This is a genomic window from Acetivibrio cellulolyticus CD2, from assembly GCF_000179595.2.
Taxonomy (GTDB): Bacteria; Bacillota; Clostridia; order Acetivibrionales; family Acetivibrionaceae; genus Acetivibrio; species Acetivibrio cellulolyticus.
Genome location: NZ_JH556653.1, coordinates 225,311 through 248,395, shown reverse-complemented (window position 1 = coordinate 248,395; position 23,085 = coordinate 225,311). Strand labels below are relative to the sequence as shown.

The 23,085-nt window shown below is 34.2% G+C and carries 16 protein-coding genes and 1 pseudogene; 10 read left to right on the top strand and 7 right to left on the bottom strand.

Annotated features, from left to right (window positions below; all coding sequences use genetic code 11):
- Positions 1–6: 6 nt before the first annotated feature.
- Positions 7–1,089 carry a sugar ABC transporter substrate-binding protein gene (locus tag ACECE_RS0203425; RefSeq protein WP_010244132.1) on the top strand — a complete coding sequence of 361 codons (1,083 nt, stop codon included), beginning with the start codon at positions 7–9 and terminating at the stop codon, positions 1,087–1,089.
- Between the two features lie 74 nt (positions 1,090–1,163).
- Here the strand turns inward: ACECE_RS0203425 and ACECE_RS0203420 are convergent, their stop codons facing one another.
- Entirely contained in the window at positions 1,164–2,066 is a 903-nt protein-coding gene (locus ACECE_RS0203420; RefSeq protein WP_010244131.1) for a helix-turn-helix transcriptional regulator, read from the bottom strand.
- A 295-nt stretch (positions 2,067–2,361) separates the two neighbouring features.
- Here ACECE_RS0203420 and ACECE_RS0203415 point away from each other — a divergent pair, with 295 nt between their 5' ends.
- The 5 genes from ACECE_RS0203415 to ACECE_RS28990 all read left to right on the top strand — a co-directional run bounded on the left by ACECE_RS0203415 (position 2,362) and on the right by ACECE_RS28990 (position 9,724).
- Positions 2,362–3,492 (top strand): dockerin type I domain-containing protein, encoded by a 1,131-nt coding sequence (locus tag ACECE_RS0203415; protein ID WP_010244130.1) that lies wholly within the window; start codon positions 2,362–2,364, stop codon positions 3,490–3,492.
- 364 nt (positions 3,493–3,856) lie between these two features.
- Positions 3,857–4,996, top strand: a complete 1,140-nt coding sequence (locus ACECE_RS0203410) for a sugar ABC transporter substrate-binding protein (RefSeq protein WP_010244129.1) — start codon at positions 3,857–3,859, stop codon at positions 4,994–4,996.
- A 173-nt stretch (positions 4,997–5,169) separates the two neighbouring features.
- Positions 5,170–6,690, top strand: a complete 1,521-nt coding sequence (locus ACECE_RS0203405) for an ATP-binding cassette domain-containing protein (RefSeq protein ID WP_010244128.1) — start codon at positions 5,170–5,172, stop codon at positions 6,688–6,690.
- Between the two features lie 11 nt (positions 6,691–6,701).
- Positions 6,702–7,877 carry a sugar ABC transporter permease gene (locus ACECE_RS0203400; protein WP_010244126.1) on the top strand — a complete coding sequence of 392 codons (1,176 nt, stop codon included), beginning with the start codon at positions 6,702–6,704 and terminating at the stop codon, positions 7,875–7,877.
- A gap of 623 nt (positions 7,878–8,500) precedes the next feature.
- Complete coding sequence (locus ACECE_RS28990) at positions 8,501–9,724, top strand: RCC1 domain-containing protein (RefSeq protein ID WP_010244124.1); 1,224 nt, start codon at positions 8,501–8,503, stop codon at positions 9,722–9,724.
- A gap of 189 nt (positions 9,725–9,913) precedes the next feature.
- Here ACECE_RS28990 and ACECE_RS0203390 read toward each other — a convergent pair whose 3' ends face one another.
- A complete protein-coding gene (locus ACECE_RS0203390; RefSeq protein ID WP_010243494.1) occupies positions 9,914–11,347 on the bottom strand; it encodes an ISNCY family transposase in 1,434 nt (477 codons plus the stop codon).
- 160 nt (positions 11,348–11,507) lie between these two features.
- On the opposite strand from ACECE_RS0203390, the gene ACECE_RS0203385 reads away from it, so the two are divergent.
- Positions 11,508–11,882, top strand: a complete 375-nt coding sequence (locus tag ACECE_RS0203385) for a hypothetical protein (RefSeq protein ID WP_010244122.1) — start codon at positions 11,508–11,510, stop codon at positions 11,880–11,882.
- Positions 11,883–11,884: 2 nt separating this feature from the next.
- The gene (locus tag ACECE_RS0203380) at positions 11,885–15,604 is read left to right on the top strand and encodes an RHS repeat domain-containing protein (RefSeq protein ID WP_010244121.1); all 3,720 of its coding nucleotides are present in this window, start codon (positions 11,885–11,887) and stop codon (positions 15,602–15,604) included.
- 92 nt (positions 15,605–15,696) lie between these two features.
- Here the strand turns inward: ACECE_RS0203380 and ACECE_RS0203375 are convergent, their stop codons facing one another.
- Both ACECE_RS0203375 and ACECE_RS0203370 read right to left on the bottom strand, forming a co-directional pair.
- Positions 15,697–16,587: a zinc-ribbon domain-containing protein gene (locus ACECE_RS0203375; RefSeq protein WP_010244120.1), complete on the bottom strand. Its 891-nt coding sequence runs from the start codon at positions 16,585–16,587 to the stop codon at positions 15,697–15,699.
- 56 nt (positions 16,588–16,643) lie between these two features.
- A complete protein-coding gene (locus tag ACECE_RS0203370; RefSeq protein ID WP_010244119.1) occupies positions 16,644–17,990 on the bottom strand; it encodes a leucine-rich repeat domain-containing protein in 1,347 nt (448 codons plus the stop codon).
- A gap of 320 nt (positions 17,991–18,310) precedes the next feature.
- Between ACECE_RS0203370 and ACECE_RS0203365 the strand changes: the two genes are divergently transcribed.
- Positions 18,311–18,655, top strand: a complete 345-nt coding sequence (locus ACECE_RS0203365; protein WP_010244118.1) for a helix-turn-helix domain-containing protein — start codon at positions 18,311–18,313, stop codon at positions 18,653–18,655.
- Positions 18,656–18,939: 284 nt separating this feature from the next.
- Positions 18,940–20,187, top strand: a complete 1,248-nt coding sequence (locus ACECE_RS0203360) for a C39 family peptidase (RefSeq protein ID WP_010244117.1) — start codon at positions 18,940–18,942, stop codon at positions 20,185–20,187.
- Positions 20,188–20,301: 114 nt separating this feature from the next.
- On the opposite strand, the gene ACECE_RS0203355 is transcribed toward ACECE_RS0203360, so the two are convergent.
- The 3 genes and pseudogenes from ACECE_RS0203355 to ACECE_RS26450 form a co-directional block, all read right to left on the bottom strand.
- Complete coding sequence (locus ACECE_RS0203355) at positions 20,302–21,408, bottom strand: DUF5050 domain-containing protein (RefSeq protein ID WP_010244115.1); 1,107 nt, start codon at positions 21,406–21,408, stop codon at positions 20,302–20,304.
- Positions 21,409–21,433: 25 nt separating this feature from the next.
- Entirely contained in the window at positions 21,434–21,985 is a 552-nt protein-coding gene (locus ACECE_RS0203350; protein WP_010244113.1) for an RNA polymerase sigma factor, read from the bottom strand.
- 846 nt (positions 21,986–22,831) lie between these two features.
- Positions 22,832–23,085: pseudogene (locus ACECE_RS26450) on the bottom strand (IS30 family transposase); the annotation flags it as partial.

Genomic DNA, 23,085 nt, shown 5'->3' with positions numbered 1-23,085 from the left:
GTTGAATTGCACTGCTTAAAATGTTTTGTGAAAATATTGTGTTTGGTGGTAGTACTGGATGTTTTTATTGTCGGATGTTCATCGATAAATGAAAAAACAACTGATAAAAGCTCAGTAGGAGAAGATAAAATAGTTATCGGTTTTTCGATGGATACTCTTGTGCATGAAAGATGGCTCAGCGACAGAGATATTTTTGTGGCAAGGGCAAATGAGCTTGGAGCAGAGGTCATAGTGCAGACTGCCAATAGTGACAGCGTTGAACAGGAAAAACAAGTGGAATATCTTCTCGATCAGAATATTGATATATTGGTATTAGTTCCAAATGATGCTGCGAAAGCGGCAAACCTGGTCAAGGCTGCAAAAAACAGAGGAGTAAGGGTTATATCTTATGATCGGCTTGTAAAGAATGCAAATGTTGATTTATATATTTCATTCGACAATATACTGGTAGGAGAACTTATGGGAAAGGCAATTCTTAAAAGTGCTCCTAAAGGTAATTATCTTGTTATAAATGGTTCACCATCTGACAATAACTCATATATGTTTAATGAAGGATACAAAAAGACACTAAGTAGTGAAATAGAGAATAGCAGCATAAAACTGGTCGGTGAAACTTGGGTTAAGGGTTGGCTCTATGAGGATGCTTTTAAGTATGTGGAGGATACTATTAATTCAGGCACACAGGTAGATGCGATAATTGGTGCAAATGATACTCTTGCAAGTGCTGCTATTGATGTTCTGGCAGAGAAAAGACTGACAAGTAGAGTTAAGGTTATAGGGCAGGATGCAGACTTGGATGCTTGCCAGAGGGTTGTGGAAGGAACGCAGATTGCTACAGTTTATAAACCCATTGATAAAATTGCCAGAACAGCGGCAGAATATGCGATTACAATGGCGAAAGGCGGCCTTGTACAGACAAATGATAGTATAAATGATGGCAAATATGATGTGCCTTATTTCAAAATAGCACCAGAACTTGTGACAAAGGATAATATGGTAGATGTTATAATTAATGATAGGTTCCATAGACTTGAAGATGTATATATAAATATCCCTAAGTCCCAATGGCCTAAAACCAAGCAACAATAGAAAGTTAAGGAGCATATAACAATACATTGTATACTGATAGTGGTAAATTACAGATTTATCCTTCAAAAATGAAATTACAACTTGTTTTTTGTTGTTGTGAAACTAAATCTTTCACGAAAATTTGCAGGAGTCATATTAACATGTTTTTTAAAAAGCTTATGGAAGTATGTTATGTCGCTTATGCCGCACATAATACTTATATCGGATATTTTTATATTTGTTGTTGTCAATAATCTTTTTGCGGTATTCATGCGGTTTTGGATAATATAGTCAAATGGTGATAGTCCGATTATACTTTTAAATATTTTGCAATAGAAATTTTTACTTACTCCACACATTTCAGCAAGGTCTAACAAGGTTAAATCCTTATGTAGGTTGTTATCTATGTACTTTTGAGAAGACTTTATTATTTCATAATTACTTTCAAAAGACCGTGTTTTAATCCTTTTGATGGTGTTTTCGGGGGATACAAGTAAGAGATTTAATATGCTCATAAGATGCGCCTTCAAAATCAACTGGCAATTCTGCTGCTTTTTAATAAACTCATTGAATACGGATTGGAATAAGTACTCAATCTCATAATTAAAAGTTGTAATTATATAAGGCACGTCTTTGAAAAATCCGATATTTGGGAGCGTTGCTTTTTCATCTGCCATCCAATAAGGGGTAGAGGTAGCGTAAAGACTTTTTCTTGAGATATCATAAAAAACGTCAAAAACAATGACAATAAAATAATAACCTGAGTAACCTTCAACTATTGTGCCGGGCTCCCTTAAAAACACATCTCCTTTTGAGACTTTAGCAGTTTCACCGTTGGTAATGATAGTTCCGGTTCCTCCTGTAATTAGTTCAAGCTCATACAACCTGACAACTCTCTTTTCAAAATGAGTTCCCACAGGATATGGGACATTTTTTTCATGGGTATAAAAAACCTCAATAATATAGGGATTAAATATTGATTGCTTGTCATTAATCATATTACACCAAATCTTCCTTACTAGTGCATATTAACATTACTAATTTCTATGCTTTCATAATGTTAATAATGTACTTCCTCTTTCTGTGCTTCGCACACTTTAGAAATTAATTCAGTTACGAGACGATTGCTGGTATTAATATAATGATAACACATAGAAGTACTTCTGTGGTATAAGAATTTTTAATGATTGAGTAATATATTACAATTGAGTGCTATATGACAATTGTATTCAAATATGTGCGTTTATATAATTAAAGTAGATAATATTGAAATTTACACAGGGGGGAAATTTAATGAAAAAGGTTTTGGCACTGATTATATCGTGCAGCATTATTATGAGCTTATTACCTATTGCTATCTATGGTGCAACAACGACTGAAAGTGGGAATAATTTACTGGTAGGTGCGTGGGTAGGAACTCAACCTTCAGAAAGCAACATTAAAGAATTCCAGCAATTACAACAAAGAAAGCTTGACATTGTGCACACGTTTATAAACTGGAGTACTGATTTTGGTTCTGTAAGATCTATGGCTGAAGCTGCAAGTGCGAATGGTTCAGTCTTAATGGTTACATGGGAACCATGGGAGTATACTTCAGTTGATATTAACAATGGAAAAGCTGATTCTTACATAACAAGAATGGCTAACGATATAAAGTCATTTGGAAAGGAAATATGGTTAAGACCTCTCCATGAAGCAAATGGCGATTGGTATCCATGGGGTATAGGAAATAAGTCAGGTGTTAATACCAGTGAAACTGTTAAAGCAGCGTTTAAGCATATCGTAGACTTATTTAGAGCACAAGGTGTTAGCAATGTCAAATGGATATACAATGTAAACTGTTCGAATGTTGGTGCTGGGACAAGTTATATGGATCATTACCCTGGAGAAGGATATGTTGATTATGTTTCGATAGATGGGTATAACTGGGGTACGACACAATCATGGGGAAGTACATGGCAAACCTTTGATCAAATATTTGCTCAAGCGTATAGTGCAGTAAAGTCCACCAACAAAAAGATAATGATAGCAGAATGGGCGTCTACAGAAGTGGGTGGAGATAAGACGGCTTGGATTACCCAATCATTTAATACAATTAGATCTTCATATGGTAATATATTCGCAGTTGTTTGGTTTAATCAAAATAAGGAGACCGATTGGAGAATAAATTCAACCCAGTCAGTGCTTGATGCTTATGTTAAAGCAATAGCTGGAAATTCATCGGAATATATAATTGGAGATGTTAATGATGACAAAGCAGTAAATTCTATAGATTTTGCAGCATTGAGAAAATTCTTATTGGGTATTGACAGCCTTAGCTCAGATGGAAGTAAAGCCGCAGATGTAAACCGTGATGGTTCAGTTAATTCTATAGATTTTGCAGTGTTTAGACAATATTTGCTAGGTATAATAAAAAGTTTTTGAGATATTTAATATAATAACTCTTATCTTATTTTGATTCAGAAAATAAACAGTGGGAATATGTTTAACAAACATATTCCCACTGTTTTCTTTGTTTTTAAACCCATTTTCTTTTCTTACTTTTTTTCACATTAAAAAAATGCTATGCCTTCTTATACAAATTTCATTGAGCAAATAATTTACAGATTTGCATTAAGTAAGTCTAGAGGCTGCAATGCTATAATTCAATTAAAGGATGCAGGTAGTAATTAGCTTTTTCTGCTTTTTGTAGATTATCTGGAATAAGCTAGGTGCAAAAAGCTGACAACAAAAAAGGTGCAATTACCAGGTCCTTGTGTTAGGTAGATAATTATAAGGAGGTTTTTAAATGAAAAGGTATTTAAGAATATTATCTGTAATTATTTCCGTATTTATGATTATGGCAATGTTTGCAGGTTGTGCATCAAACAAGCCTGCTACTCCAGGAACTACAAGCGGAACAAAAAGCGGGGGTACTGACATAGGTATTGTACTGCCAACAAAGGATGAGCCGAGATGGGTTCAAGACGAAACAAGGTTCAAGGAAGCTTTGAAGGATACAAATTATTCCGTAGAAATTTTATTCAGTCAGGGTTCATCGGCAAAGGAAAAAGAAAATGTTGAAGCTTTAATAACTAAAGGAATAAAAGTATTGATTATTTGTCCGCATGATGGTGGTGCAGCGGCAGCAGCAGTTGAGGCTGCAAAAAAAGAGGGTATAAAGGTAATTGCATATGACAGGTTGATAACTGGTACCGATGCCGTTGACTACTATGTAACTTTTGACAGTGTGGCTGTTGGTAAGGCACAAGGGCAGTACTTGATTGACAATGCAAAAGCTAAAGGACTTCCACTTTATCTATATGCCGGTGCTGCGTCAGATAATAATGCATTCCTATTCTTTGAAGGCGCATGGAGTGTATTGCAGCCGAAGATCGCTGATGGCACTTTTGTTATAAAAAATTCCAGTGAAGCAATAGCTTTAAAAGATAAGGCTACATTAACGCGTGAGGAAATGAGTAAAATAATCGGTCAGGTAACAACAGACTGGGACTTCAATGTAGCTAAAAATAAGGCTGAAGCCAATTTGACTGTTGCAAGCGCAGCTGATAAGGGTGATGTATTTATACTAGCTCCAAATGATGGTACTGCACGTTCAATTGCAGATACTTTTAAAGCGGATACAGCGGTTAAGAGTTATACAATAACAGGTCAGGATGCTGAAAAGGCTTCTGTTCAATATATTATAGATGGTAAGCAATCAATGACCGTATTCAAGGATGTGCGTACCTTGGTAAAAGACTCAATCGCAATGGCGGTTGCATTATTAAAGGGAACTACACCTGAGACTACAGGATCATATAACAATGGTAATATTGATGTTAAGGCAAAACAGACTGAGGTTATAGTTGTTAACAAGGATAATGTTAAGGCTGCACTTATTGATTCAGGTTATTATCCAGCTTCAGATTTTACGGGATTACAATAAAAGGTAGCAATTGCTATGGTTGGAATAGTGACAGTCAAATCTGTCACTATTCCTTTATTCCACCTCTTTCGAACGAAGTGAAAGAGGCAAAAGCGAAGGGGCTCGATGCTCCGTAGCTTTTAATGAAGAAATTTGCGTGGTAAATATGTATTGGGCAAAGGGGCGTTTGGCGTATGGACAAACACATACTGGAAATGCGAAACATAACCAAGGAATTCCCCGGGGTAAAGGCTTTAAGTAATGTGAATTTCAAGGTGAAAAAGGGTGAAATTCATTGCCTTGTAGGTGAAAATGGTGCCGGTAAATCGACACTTATGAAGGTTTTAAGCGGTGTTTATGGTTATGGCCAATACTCGGGTGATATTATTTTTGATGGGGTAGTCCAAAAGTTTTCAGGTGTCAGGGATAGTGAAAAAACAGGAATTGCCATCATATATCAGGAATTGGCGCTTTTCCCTGAAATGACTGTATACGAGAATATATTCTTGGGCCATGAGATAAAAAAGGGTAATGTTATTGATTGGAATAAGACAATTATAAGAGCAGAAAAAGAATTAAAAAAAGTAAGACTAAATATAAATCCTGCAACAAAAATAAAAGATTTAGGTGTTGGAAAACGTCAATTGGTGGAAATAGCAAAAGCCTTAAGCAAGGATGTCAAACTATTGATTCTTGATGAACCTACTGCTGCGTTGAATGAAGATGACAGTGAAAATTTGCTGATCCTTTTAAAGGAACTAAAAGGTCAGGGTATCACTTCTATTATGATATCCCATAAGCTAAAGGAAGTAATAGAAATTGCAGATACCATAACCGTAATACGCGATGGGGTAACAATTTGTTCAATGGATGCCCAAAAAGATGAGATTTTAGAAAGCGTAATAATCAAAAATATGGTTGGTCGTGAGATAGAAAATATATATCCTAAGAGGGATTTCAAACCAGCAGACAACAAGGTTTTTGAACTAAAGAATTGGAATGCCTATGACCCTGGAGTTGGAAGAAAGCTATTGAGTGACATAAATATTAATGTAAAAAAAGGTGAAATTATAGGAATTGCGGGATTAATGGGTGCGGGCCGTACAGAGCTGGCAAAAAGTATTTTCGGCAATCCGGCGGAATACAGGATAAAGGGAGAATTATTTGTTAACGGAGAAAAAAAGGTTCTAAGACATCCGGATGATGCAGTTCGTGCGGGCATTGCCTATGTTACTGAAGACCGAAAAGGGGATGGTTTGATACTGATTCAGAGCATCCGCCAAAACACTACATTAGCAAATTTGAAATCAATCTCGGGCAATGGCGTTATAAATGAAAATGAAGAAATAAAGGTAGTAAATGAGTATAAATCATCTCTCAACATTAAAGCCCCTCACATTGAGCAAATAGTTGGAAACTTAAGCGGCGGAAATCAGCAAAAGGTTTCTCTGGCAAAGTGGCTGTTTGCAAAACCGGGGATTCTGATACTTGATGAACCTACACGGGGTATAGATGTAGGGGCAAAGTTTGAAATATATACCATAATGAACGATCTGGTGAAGCAGGGTATGAGTATTATAATGATATCGTCTGAATTGCCTGAAATACTTGGTATGAGCGATAGGATATATGTTGTATCCGGGGGCAGGATAGCCGGCGAACTTACGGCAGAAGAAGCCACCCAGGAAAAAATCATGAAGATGGCAACGGAATAGGAGGGATTATTATGGAACTCATTAAAGAAGTAAAGTCTTTACTGAAGCAGAATATTCGTGAATATGGAATGTATATAGCTCTTGTTGTAATAATGGCGGTATTTACTATAGGAACTAAGGGACTTTTCTTATCCTCGCGAAATATCAGCAATTTGATCAATCAGACTGGATATATTGCGGTATTGGCTGTAGGTATGACACTAGTTATTGTAATTAAGCATATAGACCTGTCTGTAGGTTTTACAGCTGGATTTTTAGGTGCGGTGGCCGCCATCATGCTTTCGCAATGGGGATTATCGGTAGTTGTTGTTATACCTGTAATACTGCTTTTAGGTGTTATAGTTGGAATGTATAATGGTGTTTTGGTCGCAAAGCTCGGTATCCCTGCATTTGTTGCTTCACTTTCCGGAATGATGATTTTTAGAGGTGCATTGCTCAGGGTTACAGAAGGGACTGGAACAATAATAGTTAAGGACAAAGTATTCAATGCCATTGGAAATGGTTTTATTCCCGATATTGGCGGAATTGAAGGGATACACCTTTTAACTATTATCATCGGGGCATTAACCGTCGGTCTTTATGTTATTAGTGAAATCAAATCCAGAAAAAAAAGGGCGGAATATAAGTTTGATGTTCTATCACCACAGTTGTTTGGAGCAAAATTGGTTTTTATATCAGCGGTTATTGCCTATATAACATGGATACTTGCAGGATATAACGGTCTTTCATGGACAGTAGTTATTGTTATTTTAGTAGTAGCAATTTACCACTTTATTACATCAAAAACAGTTTTGGGAAGACATATTTATGCTGTTGGTGGAAATCCTGAAGCAGCAAAGTTAAGTGGTATAAATGTAAAGAAAATAACCTATATAGTGTTTTGTTCAATGAGCATGCTTGCCGCATTATCAGGAATATTATATACTTCAAGGCTTCAATCTGCAACTACTACAGCCGGAACACTGTTTGAACTGGATGCCATTGCAGCTGCTTACGTTGGTGGGGTATCGGCAGATGGTGGTGTTGGTAAGGTTACAGGGTCTATTATTGGAGCATTCGTAATGACTTCGTTAACAGCAGGGATGAATCTTATGCAAGTAGGCATTTCATACCAATATATCATAAGAGGTATTGTTCTTGCTGCTGCTGTAATATTCGATGTTACAACCCGTAGAAAAGCTGCATAGAGTTCCCCGTAATGATAATTATATAAAAGAAGCTCACAACCAACTATTATAGGTTGTGAGTCTTTTTTGTGCGCACCAAACCACCATTTGAAAGTATGGTACAGCGTGATTTATAGTCTAGATAAATAGTTTTGCCTCTTTTGAGTCAAGTTAAACAGAAGTATGGTTTTAGCTTTAAAGAGCATTTAGTATCATCAAAATTAGAAAAAATAAAAATTGCTTAGAACGTAGCAATAGAAAGGCTATATAGGTGTATCTTCGTTCTTTTTATATGTTTTCTTTTCAGTCCTTTTATAACAACGGCACATGTGGAGTGTATTTTGAGAATGGAGAAAATTAAGTAACTGGCAATAACTATCGGTTGTAAATATTGCTTTATAAAACTATAACACATTAACAATTAAAGGAAGATTCGAGAATGTGCAAAATACTGAGGGAATGTCGAAATAACTGGACATTCCCTTTTGCTTTTTTGGCAGGAAATAGAGGCTAGGGAATGGGAAGACACTTGGTGCTTTGTTTTGACAGATAATAACCATATTTTAAATTGATGTTAAAATATGTTGAATAAGGTAGATAAAAGGTATATAATGTTGGAAAAATGAATAAGGGGATGATTTACAATGAAGTATAGTAGTAATAGGAAGTTGGTATTTATTGCAAGTGTATTTCTGGTTTGTGCCATCCCAGTAGTTAGTGTTTTTGCAAGTCCTACTATCTCATCGGTTTATCAGGGAACATCAAAATCTTATGTACTATTTAAAGACGGTACAGTATATTCGTTTGATATGAATTCAGAGTCAGTAAAAAAAAGTGATGTTTTATCTTCGGTTAATCAGATTGCAGTTGGTGAAAAAAAGGCGGCAGTTTTAAAAAATGACGGGTCAGTGTGGGCATGGAATATGGATGATGATTCGCTAAAGGTAATAGAAGGATTGTCTGATATTAAGTGTATTTCAGCAGGATTTGCTCATATTATTGCATTAAAACAAGATGGAACAGTGTGGGCATGGGGGGAAAACTTTGAAGGACAACTTGGAAACAATTCTACTGAGCCTGCCGATTTACCAGTCAAGATAAATGATCTTACAAACATAAAATACATAGCGGCAGGTTTTAATCATTCAATAGCAATAGACCAAAACGGTTATGTCTATACCTGGGGAAGCAACTATTTCGGACAGCTTGGGGATAGCAAACATGGAGGGAATATTTTTGCTTATGATGAAGGTATAGACCGTGAAGTACCATATAGAGTAGACGGAATTGAGAATGTTGATAAGGCAGCAGGTGGATGGCAACATACTATTGTATTAAAAAGTGATGGTAGTGTATGGGGATGGGGTCATAATATGAATGGCCAGTTAGGTAATGGGCAGGTAGACATAGCAAGCGGTATTGTGAGGGCAAATGATTTGTCAGGGATAATTGACATATATGCAGGAGGGCTTTATTCTCTAGCGCTTAAAAATGACAAAACAATGTATAAACTTGGTACTGAACCAGAAGTTATTGAGATAAGCAATGATAATGCAAAATTAAATCCTTATATTTTCATGACAGATGTTGAATATGTAAATTCATTCATGGATAATTTTATGGTAATAAAAAATGATTATTCAGTCTGGCAAAATTCAAATAAAACAAAAATTAAAGCTGATATGATAAGTGAAGATACACAGGATTTGAGTGCCATAAATGTAGAAGAAAGAGAAGAAGTTTTAGCTTCTGACGATATTGAATCTGTCACAAGCGGAGCTCTTGTAAATGAAAATGTATATATTTCTATTAAAGATGCAGCCATAAATGCTATAAGAAGAATATTTCCGGGTTTTTTATTAAAATAGACTAATAGGCATTTGCAAAATGACTTAAAAAATCAGATGTAAAAAGTTAGAAGAGATGTAAAATGGACTTTGATAACTTAAGAGGGATATATGTTAGTGATTTGACTGAAAAACCAGAACCTTGTTGATGAAATTACAGCACAAATAAGCTTATGTATAAGACATAAGTTTCAAGAGTAAGTTAGTAAATCAAGCGATTAAAGGTTTTAAACTACGTATATACTTGTGCTCATGAATTTTATCTGCAAGTATTACAGTAATTAGTTGTGTGATACCTGCGAGATATAAATCTGCTTTAATAGTTAGGTTGTCTCTTGTTTTAAGATTACCACAGGCCATAGGCTCCTTAAGGTATTGAATGTTTTTTTCTACTACAGTCCTAATTTTGTAGTCAGAAATCCATTCGTCAGAGCCTCTAATCACACCTGGATACATGCGTTTATCCATGGCAGGAGATGTGAAGGTTACACGACCGCAAGGCTTGCCATTACAGGGGTTATCACAAGAAGTAACCCATTTACCTTTAATTAGTTTTGCCTGTGGGCACCGCCATTTGAATCTTTCGATTCTTCCTTCTTCTCGGCTCCAGCCATTTGGTTTCATTGGTACAGAAGAATCTTTAGAGCAAAGTGGCCAACCATCATCATTGTATTTAATAGGCGGAAGATTAGGGTTTGAATTTCTGGAATTCAAAGGTATTAGAGCCCTTTGAAACTTGAGTTCATCTAAGAGCAATGTGTAGGTATCGCACGTATCAAAAATAGAATCACCAAGGAAAGTGCTTGGTTTAAAATCCGGGTGAAGAGTAAAGAAGTCTGCAAATACTGGTTTAAGGGATTTGGAATCACTAATAGATTTATCTTCGTCTGGAGAATCCGATTTTTTCTCAATGTGCATTTCAGGATGTTTCTTTTTGAAGTCACTATCCAAAAAGGCAATATGTCTTGGAATGCCGAGGCCGTTGGTGATAATGCCAAACTTGTAGACATAGCAGAAGTAGCCGTTTATGTAGAGTTGCTTGATTTCTTTGTTTGCAGAGGCTGAAGAAGGCATAAGGCTATAAGCCATTTTATATACATCGACATCAGGCTTGTCCTTGTAGAAAGCCTTGAGTTTTTTTATGATAGAATTTATGAACTTTGGGTTATTCTCAGTTACAAAGGTTTCAATACCTGAAGTATCATAAGCGATAGTGGATGCAAGAGTAGTGTTAATTTCCTGGCAAATAGGTTCTGTAATATCTACAAGGTGGTTAAAGAAGTTTTCCAGGTAAATAACGAAATCTTGTTTGAACCGTGTAAACTGAGAGTTATGAGGGACGTCTGGAAGGCCACAGAATTCACGGGCTTCATGGCATAAATTAAGAAAAATAATGAGTAGCGAAACTGTAGGAATGCCAAGAATTTTCTGCAGAACTAATGCTGAAAGCATTGAAGAGAGTGAATATTTACGGTCTCTCCCTAGAGTTTTGTGGTAAGACCAATAAAAATCCTGTGGTATAAGCGAAGATAAATCAAGATGTTGTGAGAGTAGCTTAAGAAATTTTGGCTTATTATTTTGAAAAACATCTTTACATTCTTCGAATGTGTCAGCAAAAGAAATTTGTTTATAAAGTTTTACCATTTGTTTTCCCTTTCTCTTGTTTAAAATTGGATTAGATACCTATATTTTACTAGAAGCAGAGGGGGAAAACAATAAAAATATCAATTTGAAATGCAGTAAATTCAAGCGTTATAGCATTTCGCAAATAACTAAAAATAGACTAATATAAGGGGGCTAGGGCATGAAAAAACTCATTTTATGCAGTTTATTTGTAATTCTGGCTTTAAATCTGAGTATTTGTGTTGTATTTGCAAAGGATGCAGCGGACAAGTCTTTGATATATAACAATTCAGTATATCCGGAAGCAAACTATAAGAGTTTCTCTGAAACTACAGGAATTACTTCTGTCAAGGATGAGGTTATATATCCTGCAACAGGAAATATGGAAATACATAAAACTGACTTAACCTTAAAGGGAAGAAATGGGATGGATTTTGCTCTTGGAAGGTATTATTCTCTTTTCGGATCAAATATTTATGAACCATATGTTGAGTCTCAAACTCAGATGTTTCTGGATGGACTTACAAAGTTTCCGGTACATGTTTTAAAACAATAACAGTGTATGACCTCACTACAGGAAGTGTTGTAAATACTTCAACCAATAGTGCAACTTTTACAGACGGATACTATGATACAGAGGAAGAAGCGACTGATATCGCTGCGATGTATAACAATAGCTACTATGATTATGATGATGAAAAGATTGTAGGCAGCAATATGTACTGGCAGACGGTGGAATACAGCAGCTTTACAACTGCCTACGTCAATATTCAGGACCCAGTGGAATATTATACATATATTGAGAACATTGATGAAAAACCGCTAACGGAAAAGTACTATGATATAGGAGCTGGATGGGCTTTTGATTTACCCTTTATAGAAAGAAGAAATGTTAATTCAAGTGTTACAGGAAATGAATATAGTAGGGATTACCTTCATTATGGGAGCGCAGGAACGTGGGAAATTACTTTTGGAGATGATGGAGGAAATTCCAATCTTAAAGGTTATCCACTGAAAGATCTGATTATTGAAATTGATGGGGGCTCATATTCTAACGGACAAATGACATCTGCTTTTGTGCTTTCTAAGAAAGATGGTACAAAAACATACTTTGGAACTGATGGAAGAGTGTTAGGGATAAAGGATCGGTTTGGAAATGAAATTAAGATTCAGCACACAATGAGGAACGGTTACCCAGTTATAACAAAAGTAATCGACAGTGTACAAAGAGAAATAGATTTTACATATAATACCTCTGATGTTACTGTAACAGTTACAGATGCGGGTAATACACAGAATGTTATGACAATTAAATATAACAAGTCAGGTATAGATGGACATACAGGCAAGTATTTCTTATCGAGTGTACAGTATATAGATGTAAAACCTGGAGAGAATGTGACAGAATTTTATGATTATACTATAAGAGATGCAAAGCTTGACTTCTTTGATAAATCACCCATTCAAGGAAATACCAATTATTATGCCTGTGTTGACAGCATTATGTATAATTCCGATGTATCTGGTGCAAAACCTTGTGAAAATTTTGTGTATGAGAGCTTTACAAAAAACTGCGGAGCCAATGGTTCAATGGAGTTATACAGGATCTCTAGTGTGAATTTTAATGATATTGACAGTTATAAAACAACAAGAAACTATCAATTTACATATAATGAAGATTCACAAAACAATATAGGTCAGTTTGATGGATTCCCATACTATGACTATGTGGAAGAAATACCGTCAAATTATATAGTTCAGACTGAAATAGATAATTATTTTAATAATGATGCCTATACATTTAACAAAAAACTACTTTGTACGGGTATAATCAGTCAAGGTCCGACACATAAAAAAGAGACTTTTTATGAATATGATTCTGTAAGGAATTTAGTTACAAAGACTATTAACAAGGTATACAATCATGGAACAATCGATTTTATTAAGTCAGTTGAGAATTTTACTTATGATGATTACCGCAACTTAACAGGATATTGGGATGTTCAATCAGATAGAGATACTAATGATGATCCTGTAGATGATGAGCATAAGTATTCTTACACTTACAACAGTACTTATAAATATGTAAACTCTAAATCTTATAAAAAAGACAGTGATACAACAATACTTGAACAATTTATTCCATCTGCCAATGACATGAAAGTAGAGTGGTATAAATTATATGAGAATGGGACTCTTAAAGAGCAGACAAACTATTATTCCTTTGACTCATATGGAAATGCAACGGAAGAAAGAAGATATCTTGATAATTGGACAGACTATGTAACTATAAAATACGACTACTCAGACAATGTTGTTGCAAGAAACGGTCAATTTGATGGAGCTTACCTTACAAGGCAGTGGTATGAGGATGTAAGAGATGCCGACGGAAATCTTGTGACAGCTAGGTCAGGTCAGAATGCAGGAGTGGTAGATGAAGTATATATTTATGATTGGTTTGGAAATGTAGTTGAGAAACAGAATCCTAATGGAGGTAATAATAAGGTTGTTTACTCATATGACAAGATGGGAAGAAAAATATCCGAGTCAGTGTCCGGTTTTTCAGCTAAAACAAATGATATAAATGATGAAGATTTCAATATTATAGAACAAGACCAAAATGGAAATGAAATAATAACAAAGATCAATAGTAATGGTGGAGTTGTATATAAAGGAGAATACAGCCAGCTAGACGGAATTGGTGATATTCTCAATTACTATGAGTATGATATGAATGGAGTTGTAACTGGAGAGTACAATCAGGACAAAACTTCTGTAGAGTATGAATACAATAGTGACTATACATTGAAGTCCAAGAAAACATATGAAAGATTTACATGGTTTAATGACAATCTTCCTTTCGGAGCTGTACCTTCAGCTGTAAATGAAAACACAGCATGGGACTGGAGGTACACAAATGAAGCAGTTAATACATATCACAAATCCCCAGACTGTAGTGGCATGCATGAACATTCCTTTGATGATTCTGATATAAAAATGAAAGTAAATCAAGGAGATATAATATTTGTTGATGTAAGGCTTTCATCAGACCATCCGGTATCAGAAGTCATGCTTCAGTGGAAGGATGAAAATGATTCGTGGGAGCACAGGGCTTTCTGGGGTGCAGACCTAATAAACCTTGGTACAGTGGATACTGAAAGTAGATGGGATCTTGGAGTATTGCCTGTTGCGGGTCAATGGGTTACACTGGAAATAAGAGCGGGGGATGTGGGGCTTGAAAACAAGATTGTTTCTGGTATGAAATTTACATTATATGACGGTGAAGCCGATTGGAACAGGGTAGGTATTTATAGAAGTGGAGCATCTAGGGTTTTATCGGAGGAATCATATGAATACGACTACTCTGCTTTAAGCGGAACAGCAGTCAAGATAGCAAAAGAAGTATATAACAATGAAACTGGTGGGACAATAGAGAGCTCAACATATTTAAATAATTCCGGGTTTACAATAAAAAATGAGACTTACAGTGATTCAAACTATGATGGTATAAAAGATAAGACATATACTGATACGTATGAGTATGATTATCTGGGCAATAAAACACAGGAAAAGACAGCAAGAGCCTATGATGAGAACTGGATTGATCCGTCAACCAACCAGCCTTATGTGTGGACAGGCAAATTTGAATACGATTTTAAGGGAAGACTGACAAAGAGCTACAATGTAAAAGGCGATTTTGAAACAAAATGTTATGATTCCCTTGGGAGATTGATTAAATTTACCGATATAAAAGGAAATAAATCAAATCCAAATTATTCTACATTCTTTACATATGATTGCATGGGAAGGCTAATAAAAGTTGAGACTCCTTTTGAAGAGGTTGGGGGCACAATATACTACTCTGCCGAAAAAGATTACTATGACAGAAATGGCAACCTTGCCAAGATGTTCGAAAAGTGTAATAAATATAACGAAACTGAAAGCTACAAAAGAATTGACTACGAATACAGTGACAGGAGTCTTCTGGAAAAAGTAATAACATATAATTCAGGAACACCTGAAAACTATACCCAGTATTATTATGATAACGCAGGTAACAAGGTAAGAATGTACACAGGACTTTCAAGCCCGCTGTCAATAACAGGTCTGGATATTGTTACAGATAGCGGTGATGCCGACTATGCTGTTACAAAGTATAGCTATGATAACCTGAACAGGCTTGAAAGCGTAATTGATCCACTTAATAAAGGGGAAGCATATACATATGCTAACTTGAATATGGAACAAACAAAACCAAAGATAATTACCTACCAATAAACCCCTTTCGAAAAATTCAAAAGGGGTTTTATTTTGCAAAGTTTGTCACTTTTGTTTATGTGTTACTGTTTTTTTATTCCTTAAATACTAGTCTATTTAGACCTTCCACAATCTTTACAAAGAACCTTATATAAATCATTATGGGTATTACAAGATTTACAAATCCAAGTAGAAGCAGAAGAAGAAGCATGACTAACTACTGGTCTATTGCCACATTTGGGGCAGTTGCTTGAATCTGAATCATACTGATAACCACATTTGTCACATGATATTTTGGTAATGCTTTGCTTTTTAATATTTTCTTGTTCATTCCATTCATACCATACTTTTTCATTGAGTTTTTTTATGAATAGGAACTTTTGTACTAGTGCCAGTATTACAGTAAAGTAAGGAATGGCTGTTAATGAAATAGTACCAGACACCAACCCTCCGCTTTTGTCTTGTACATATCCATTAATTATAAACACTGACACAATGAAGGCTATCGATAGAATAATTACAAAAAACATAGCTATATTACCCCAAGTAAAACTGTTTTCAAGGTTTGTAAACAGTTTGAAACAATAAACTACTAATAAAATAAGGGATACTATAAATAGTCCCATAAAACCAAAGGTAATAAGTGTTTCAGTACCAGTAGAAGAATCCATAGAGTTTAGCATATTATGAATGCTTTTGATGATATTAGTAACCTCATATAAAGAAAATTCAGACTTGTCACTGTTAAACAGCCCTATGATGGGTATACTTAGCCACTTTTGGAAGAACAAGATTATTAGTACAATGGTAGTACCGAGTGTTAGGAAAAAGTATGTGTTTTTTTCTCCTTGTAAGCTACTTAATTTTTGATTAATTGTATGTGTATAGCTACTAGAAGTTACATTTGCTGCATTTGCTGTGTTTCCTGTATTTTTACAATTACCACAGTGTGAACAGAATTGAGCATTTTCAGATATTTGTTGACCACATTTTTCACAATACATTTTTTCTACCTCATTTCTTTTATCATTTGTCCTATGTCATTTGTTATCTGTTTTTATCATCTATCTACTTTCATAAGGTAGTCTTCATATCGTCCTTCATTTTTGCTTATTTCAGTGAAAAATGCATCAAAATCACTATCGTACCAGCGTTGTTCGTTTTCACCACTTAATATGACAGGCTTATTAAATGTTCCATTCATTTTTAACATGGGTATATTGTCAAGTTCAAGTGGGTCGAGTGGGTGAACTACAGACAGATATGTAAGGTTTCTGTTATATAATGCTTCGTACATTTCGTTTTCGTTTTCCTTACTGATGGCAAAGTCAAAGATTAAATACTTTAAAGAATCACAGCCCTTGATGCCTTTTAAGGTAGTCATTTTGGAGGTACAGTGTCCGGATAAGCTTAACATTTTTAAGTTTTTCATGTTTACCAAGGTGTCATTGATAGAGTTATCGAATCGGTTTATTTCAGTGTTGCTAGAGTATTTACTCCCCTCAGTACCACTTCTATTTAATAATAGTTTTTCTAGTGATACTAATTTATCAAGTCCATTAATAGATGTGATTCTATTATGTGAAAGGTCAACACTTTTTAGTTTTGTAAGCTTAGTTATTGGTGCTATATCGCTAATATTGTTTTTGGACAAGTCAAGGTATTCTAGGTTATCTGCTAATACTGAAATATTTTTAATATCGGAAAGGTTACATTTCTTTATTGTTAATGACTTTGGATGTAAATTTTTAAGTGCAGGGAATACCATTGTATCTTTGGAGCTTCGAGTACCACGAATGTAAATGGTTTTTATATTTTGAGCGTTACTTAGTGTATCAAGCTGTTTTAAAATGTCTGCTCTAGCTATAGGTACTCTAGCTTGGGACATTCCCCATGAATCAAGAATAAAGATATTTTCGAGATTAGTTAAGTTTCCTAGATCACTAAAGTCATTAAAGCTTTGGTTATTCCATTCGATAGAAAAGCCATCGCCAGAAAATCCTTTATCAGTGAAGCTTGAAAACGTATCTGTTATACAGTATTTCTTTGCTGATGCTTCATGATTAAATATTAGAGTCTTTATGCTACTTAGTTCACTAAGCATAATGGGGTCTTTTCTTTTTTTGCCTAGAGCTGTTCTAAACAAGTCATACATTTCTGGATTTTTAAATCTTACTTCTTTGTCTGGTATTGTTGTTACTATAGCTGTAGCTGTAGCGGTCGCTAGTGGTGCTTCGGTTAATTCTGGTGATGGTGTAGGGGCATACTCTGGTAAGTCTTCTGTGGACTGTGTTATTAAAGGTGTAACTAAATCTGCTGTTGATGTGCTGTTACTACTACCACATCCGCTTAGTGTGAATACTAAGCTAAGGACAAAAAATAAATTGGTTGATTTAAAATGTTTCATAACTAAAGTTCCTCCAAACTCATTTATCATGCGTAATAAACTTGTAATTATGTCAAGTCTTCTAGTGTCCTCTTAGGCTGTTTGTAGTTGGTTGTTTTTGCATTATAATAGTCGCCACACCTCCCTTGATGTCAGTGTTTAAGTAAGTTTAGTTCCTAAGTTTTGTATTCCTACTTTAGACAAAATTTAGGTTTTTTTAAGTTTTACAAACACTATATAACAAATGATGCTTATAGTCAATATACTAATTTATTTTAATGCTTATGTCGTATTACAGATTGAAGTTATTATGAGTAAAGTATAACTGGGAGTTGATTACATTGGACTATAAAGCACTTGGGGAAAGAATTAGAAAGCAACGTTTAAAAGTGAATCTTACACAGGAACAGCTTGCAGAAAAGATTGATATGTCTTATTCTTTTGTTGGACAAATTGAGCGTGGGGATAGGGTATTAAGTCTTGAAACGCTTGTTAGACTTGCTAATGAGTTAAGTATAAGTGTGGACTATTTGATACAAGATTCATTAAAGTTTACTCCTGAGGTGTTTATTAGCAGTGCATTAACAAACCTACAGGGCAAGAATGAAAAGAAACTTAAAGCTTTTAAAGATACGATTGATATTCTTGCTGAAAATTTTGATAGATTGACTAATGAAGTTGAGTGATACTTTTCTGTATTTTTATATTTTCTTATTTACCCATATTTTTTTATTTCATGTATATGCTTTTTAAAGCAATCTCTATATAAATAGAGCTATTTAAACCTATTTTTTCCTATTGCCAAAATTTGAGATTTGTATATTTTTTGTATGATTGATAGAATTTCGCTTGCAAAAAAGTTAAATATTTGAATATATTTGGCTTTTATTGTTTTAAACCGGTTTAAAATGTAAAAAAGTGTTAGCTAACTTATATGCAATAAAAATAATAATTTTAAAGGAGCTTAATGATGAAGACTAAACTTATTTCAGTTCTACTTGTAATATGTGTCCTGTGTAGCAGTCTGGGAGTAATGGCTTTTGCTAAAGATGGAGCAATAACAGATAATGTTATTACTAAGGATGATGCTTATAAAATTGCTTTGTTATTTGTAGCTGATACAATAAAAAGTGATTCAACTTCTAAGTGGACTAAAGATACAAAGCTTAAGTCAGTTGATGAGACAGTTGATATTGATGGAAGTGTTAACAGCTATTGCTTTAATTTGGAACAAAATGAGCTACCAAACGGTTATTTAGTTGTATCTGCTAATTCTGATTTGGGGATTATTTTAGAGCAGTCTGATGAAGGTGAACCTTTATATAAAAAGGCTGATATTGATTATGATAAAGTTGTATATACGTCTCCTCTTGAATACCATGTAACAAAGGGCAAGGATACATATGAATTTCAGCCTAATAAGAAGCTTGCTAAAGTAAATAAGAAGGATCTGAAAGATAACTTTAACCATAAAAGAAGTGATAAGGCACATAATAAAGATACTGTACAAAGTATAAAAACGTCTTTTGTGGAAAATGCTCGTGATTTATGGATGGAATCAACTTATAAAGGTCAAGTAGATGGATATGCGGTTGATTCTGATGTTTATAGTTATGTTAATGATAGATATGGAAAAGGTTGGACACTAAAAACTTCAAAAACTGTTAGTAGTGCAGGTAGTGCCCTTTTAATGAATAATTTTCGCCCTGGTGTTGGTTGTTGTACAATAACAGCACTTACATATGTGTTTGACTACCATAGGCGTAATAGTTCTAAATCTAAAATACCCAGTGATATTAATACGTTATTTAGTGATATAGAAAATATCGCTGTTAATTACGGATATGATAAGAAAACTGGCGGTACTAATCCACTTGATATTGACAACATTGTAAAGGATGTATGGAAAAAGTACGGTTATACTGGCTCAGGTAGTTCCTTATATGTTTTTACTAGAGGTAATTTTACTTATGAAATAGATAAAAACAGACCGGCATTATTAAATATTTCCTTTGGTTATTATGGTAACCACACAGTTAGTATGGTGGGATATAGAAGATACACTAAGAAAAATATACTTGGTGGTGAATCTGAAATTTTGTTTTTAAAGGTTTATGATAATTGGACAACCGATACTAGGTATATAGATTACGATGCAATAACCAATCCTTTGTCTGGTGATTTTTCAACCTTAAGTTTATCAAGAATTTATCCTTAATTGGGGATTAGGGATTAGGTATTGGGTATTAATAACTAATCACCAATCACTAATACCTAGTACCGGGAGTTGTAGCAAAGAGAGTGCTACAGCTCCCATTATTCTATTTTCTATTTATTTCTTGTTTGATAGCACTTCTTTTACGGTATTTTCCTTTAGGCTGACTATATACAATCTGCCAGTATATGATGGGTGATAGCAGTATACATATTCGCCTATAGCCTGTATTGATGTTGCATCAATGTCGACTATTTTATTTATGTTTGTGCCATCAATATTCATCTTGTATAAAGCTGATTTATCGCTTTCGCTTGAACTTATAAAGTAAATTTGATTGTCTTTAATGTCAAAGGCTCCTGTATTAAGTTCATAGGTTGAAAGTTTTGTAAGCTTTTTATCGTTTATTAGTAATTTGTGCAGGCAATTTTTATCGTTTACATCATAAAAAAACATTTCTCCATTTGCTATTTTAAAGTTGTTTATGGGTGTGTCAAAAATTTTTACACAATTGCTCCCGTCAAGGTTCATAGAATATACACCTTTTTTATCTTCGGAAATAGTGGAAAAATAAATCATGCCTTGATTTACAGTAAACATATTTGGCACTATATCGGATATTTTTATTGCTTCTGTGCCATCTGTTTTTATTTTGTATATTCCATCGTCGGCTGAATAATAAACCGATTTATCTAAAATTTTTAAATCGTTAGATTTTACTTTGCTTAGTTCTATTTTGTTTGTTCCATCTAGTCCGATTACATAATTCTTTCCGTCATAATCATTATAACAGATATCCCTTCCGTCAGTTGCTATATTAAATACTGAATCCTCCGTAATTTTTTTTATGTTTTTTCCTTTATAATCCATGCTGTAGAGCTTAGAGTTATCGGTAAAGTTTGGAAAATATATATTTCCATTATTTTCTACCATATATATTTTGCTTGCTGTATACATCTTTGTATTGTTTTTGTTTATTATGTGTCCTAGATTTGAAACTGTATATATGCCTACTCCTAATAAAATAACTGCTGTCGCTATATAAGCTGTTTTTCTAAAGGTAAATAGGGGTGACTTTCTTTTTACTTCGGCTTGATTTAAATTGATATTTTCGAGTCCAGTTTTTTGTGAAGCTTTAATTTTTTCAAAAACATCTATTTCTACACTTTCAACAGCATTTGAAATCATAGTAAGAATGTCTTTATCTTTTATTTTTTTATTCATACTAACCCATCCTTTCATGCTAGTTTTATTTTGATAAAAATTTCTTTGACTTTCTAAGTGCTGAAATATAATACCATCTTTCGGTTGACCTTGGAATGTTTAATATATCAGCTATTTCATGGTGTTTTAATCCTGATACAGCATAGAGGATTAATATTTGTCGTTCATTTTCATTTAATTTTAATAATGCTTCTTTTAACAAAAACCGCTCTAAGGCTATATCAAATTCATTTATTTTCCCTTCACTAATTTGATTGTTTATGTGCGAGAACTCTTCAATTTGTATATCTTCAAATATGTTAACTTCGTATTTTTTCTTCTTTAAAAGATTTAGGCATAGGTTACGAGTAATTTGTAGTATCCATGCTATTCCGTTAGTGCCATCTGCATAGGTTTCTGATTTTGTTAAAATCCTTATGAAGGTTTCCTGTACAACATCCTCTGCTAAGGATTTGTTACCTAGTAGCGAAATAGCAAGTGCAAAAACAGATTTATTCATTTTTTTAAAAAGCATTTCAAATGAGTTTTCATTGTTATTTCTTATTTGGATTATTAAGTCATTTATTTCTTGATTCAACTGTATTTCACCCCCTTACACATATATAAACAATTCAAGTGGTTATTTTGTTGGTAATTTTTTAAGATTTTTATATTTTATTTTTATTTGTTCATGTATATGCTGTATTATATTGTAAATATGGTTGTTTGTAAATTTGTTTAGGGGATTTTTTGGGGAATGATTTTGTAGGCAAGGGGGGTGGAGAAAATTTGCTTGCCTTGACAGTTTAGTTAAGGACATTACAAAAAGCAGTCTTGATTGTTGATTGGTTAAGGACTGCTTTTTGGTTTAATTTATTGTGGCAACTGGGGAATAAACTTTTAGCTTTTAAGACTAGTTTCATTAATAATAATTATGTCAAATAGATAATAAAATTCATCGAGTATATCAGGGATATGTTTTTTGTTAAATTCTAGGGTTTATAGTATATTTTAAGATAGGTAATTAAGATATGTGTGTATATTCTTAAACAACTACAAAGACTATTGGGGCTTAATATATGCCTCCAATAGTCTATTTCCAAACAATATATTATTTTTTAATCGCCCATACTATAACAACTCCCTTTTTGTATGGAATACAATATATAATATTATATTTTCAAGTATTTGTCAACTCTAAATTTTATAATTTTATAGGTCTATAAATTGCAAGTTAAAGTGACGGTAAAATTTTGGTAAACTTGTATAATGCAAACTATTGGCACTATTGTTCGGGATGTCAAGGGCGAGCATAGCTCGTTCATCGTAGGCAAAGCCGGAGACCCTTTACATCCATTGCACTATCATCCTTTTGTTCCCGGTCTGTTATGACAGACCGGCTGCCTTCTGGCGAGGACAGGGCTTGGGACAGAGTCCCAAGGTTTTAACTTGCAGCCATATCAATTGCAGACTTATATGCTAATATTCGTCTTGGATAGTTATTTATCCATGTTTCTATCCATTTTATCGTCTTTTTACTTATTCTCCCTATATCTGTTCCTTTTGGTATAAATCGGCGTATTAGACTTGTTTGTATTTTCGTTTGTGCCTCTTTCCCAGGAGCTATATGGATGTGCATAATATAGTTTCACCCTTTTATCTTTTCCAGCCCTCACAGACCGTTCTATGCCTTCATAA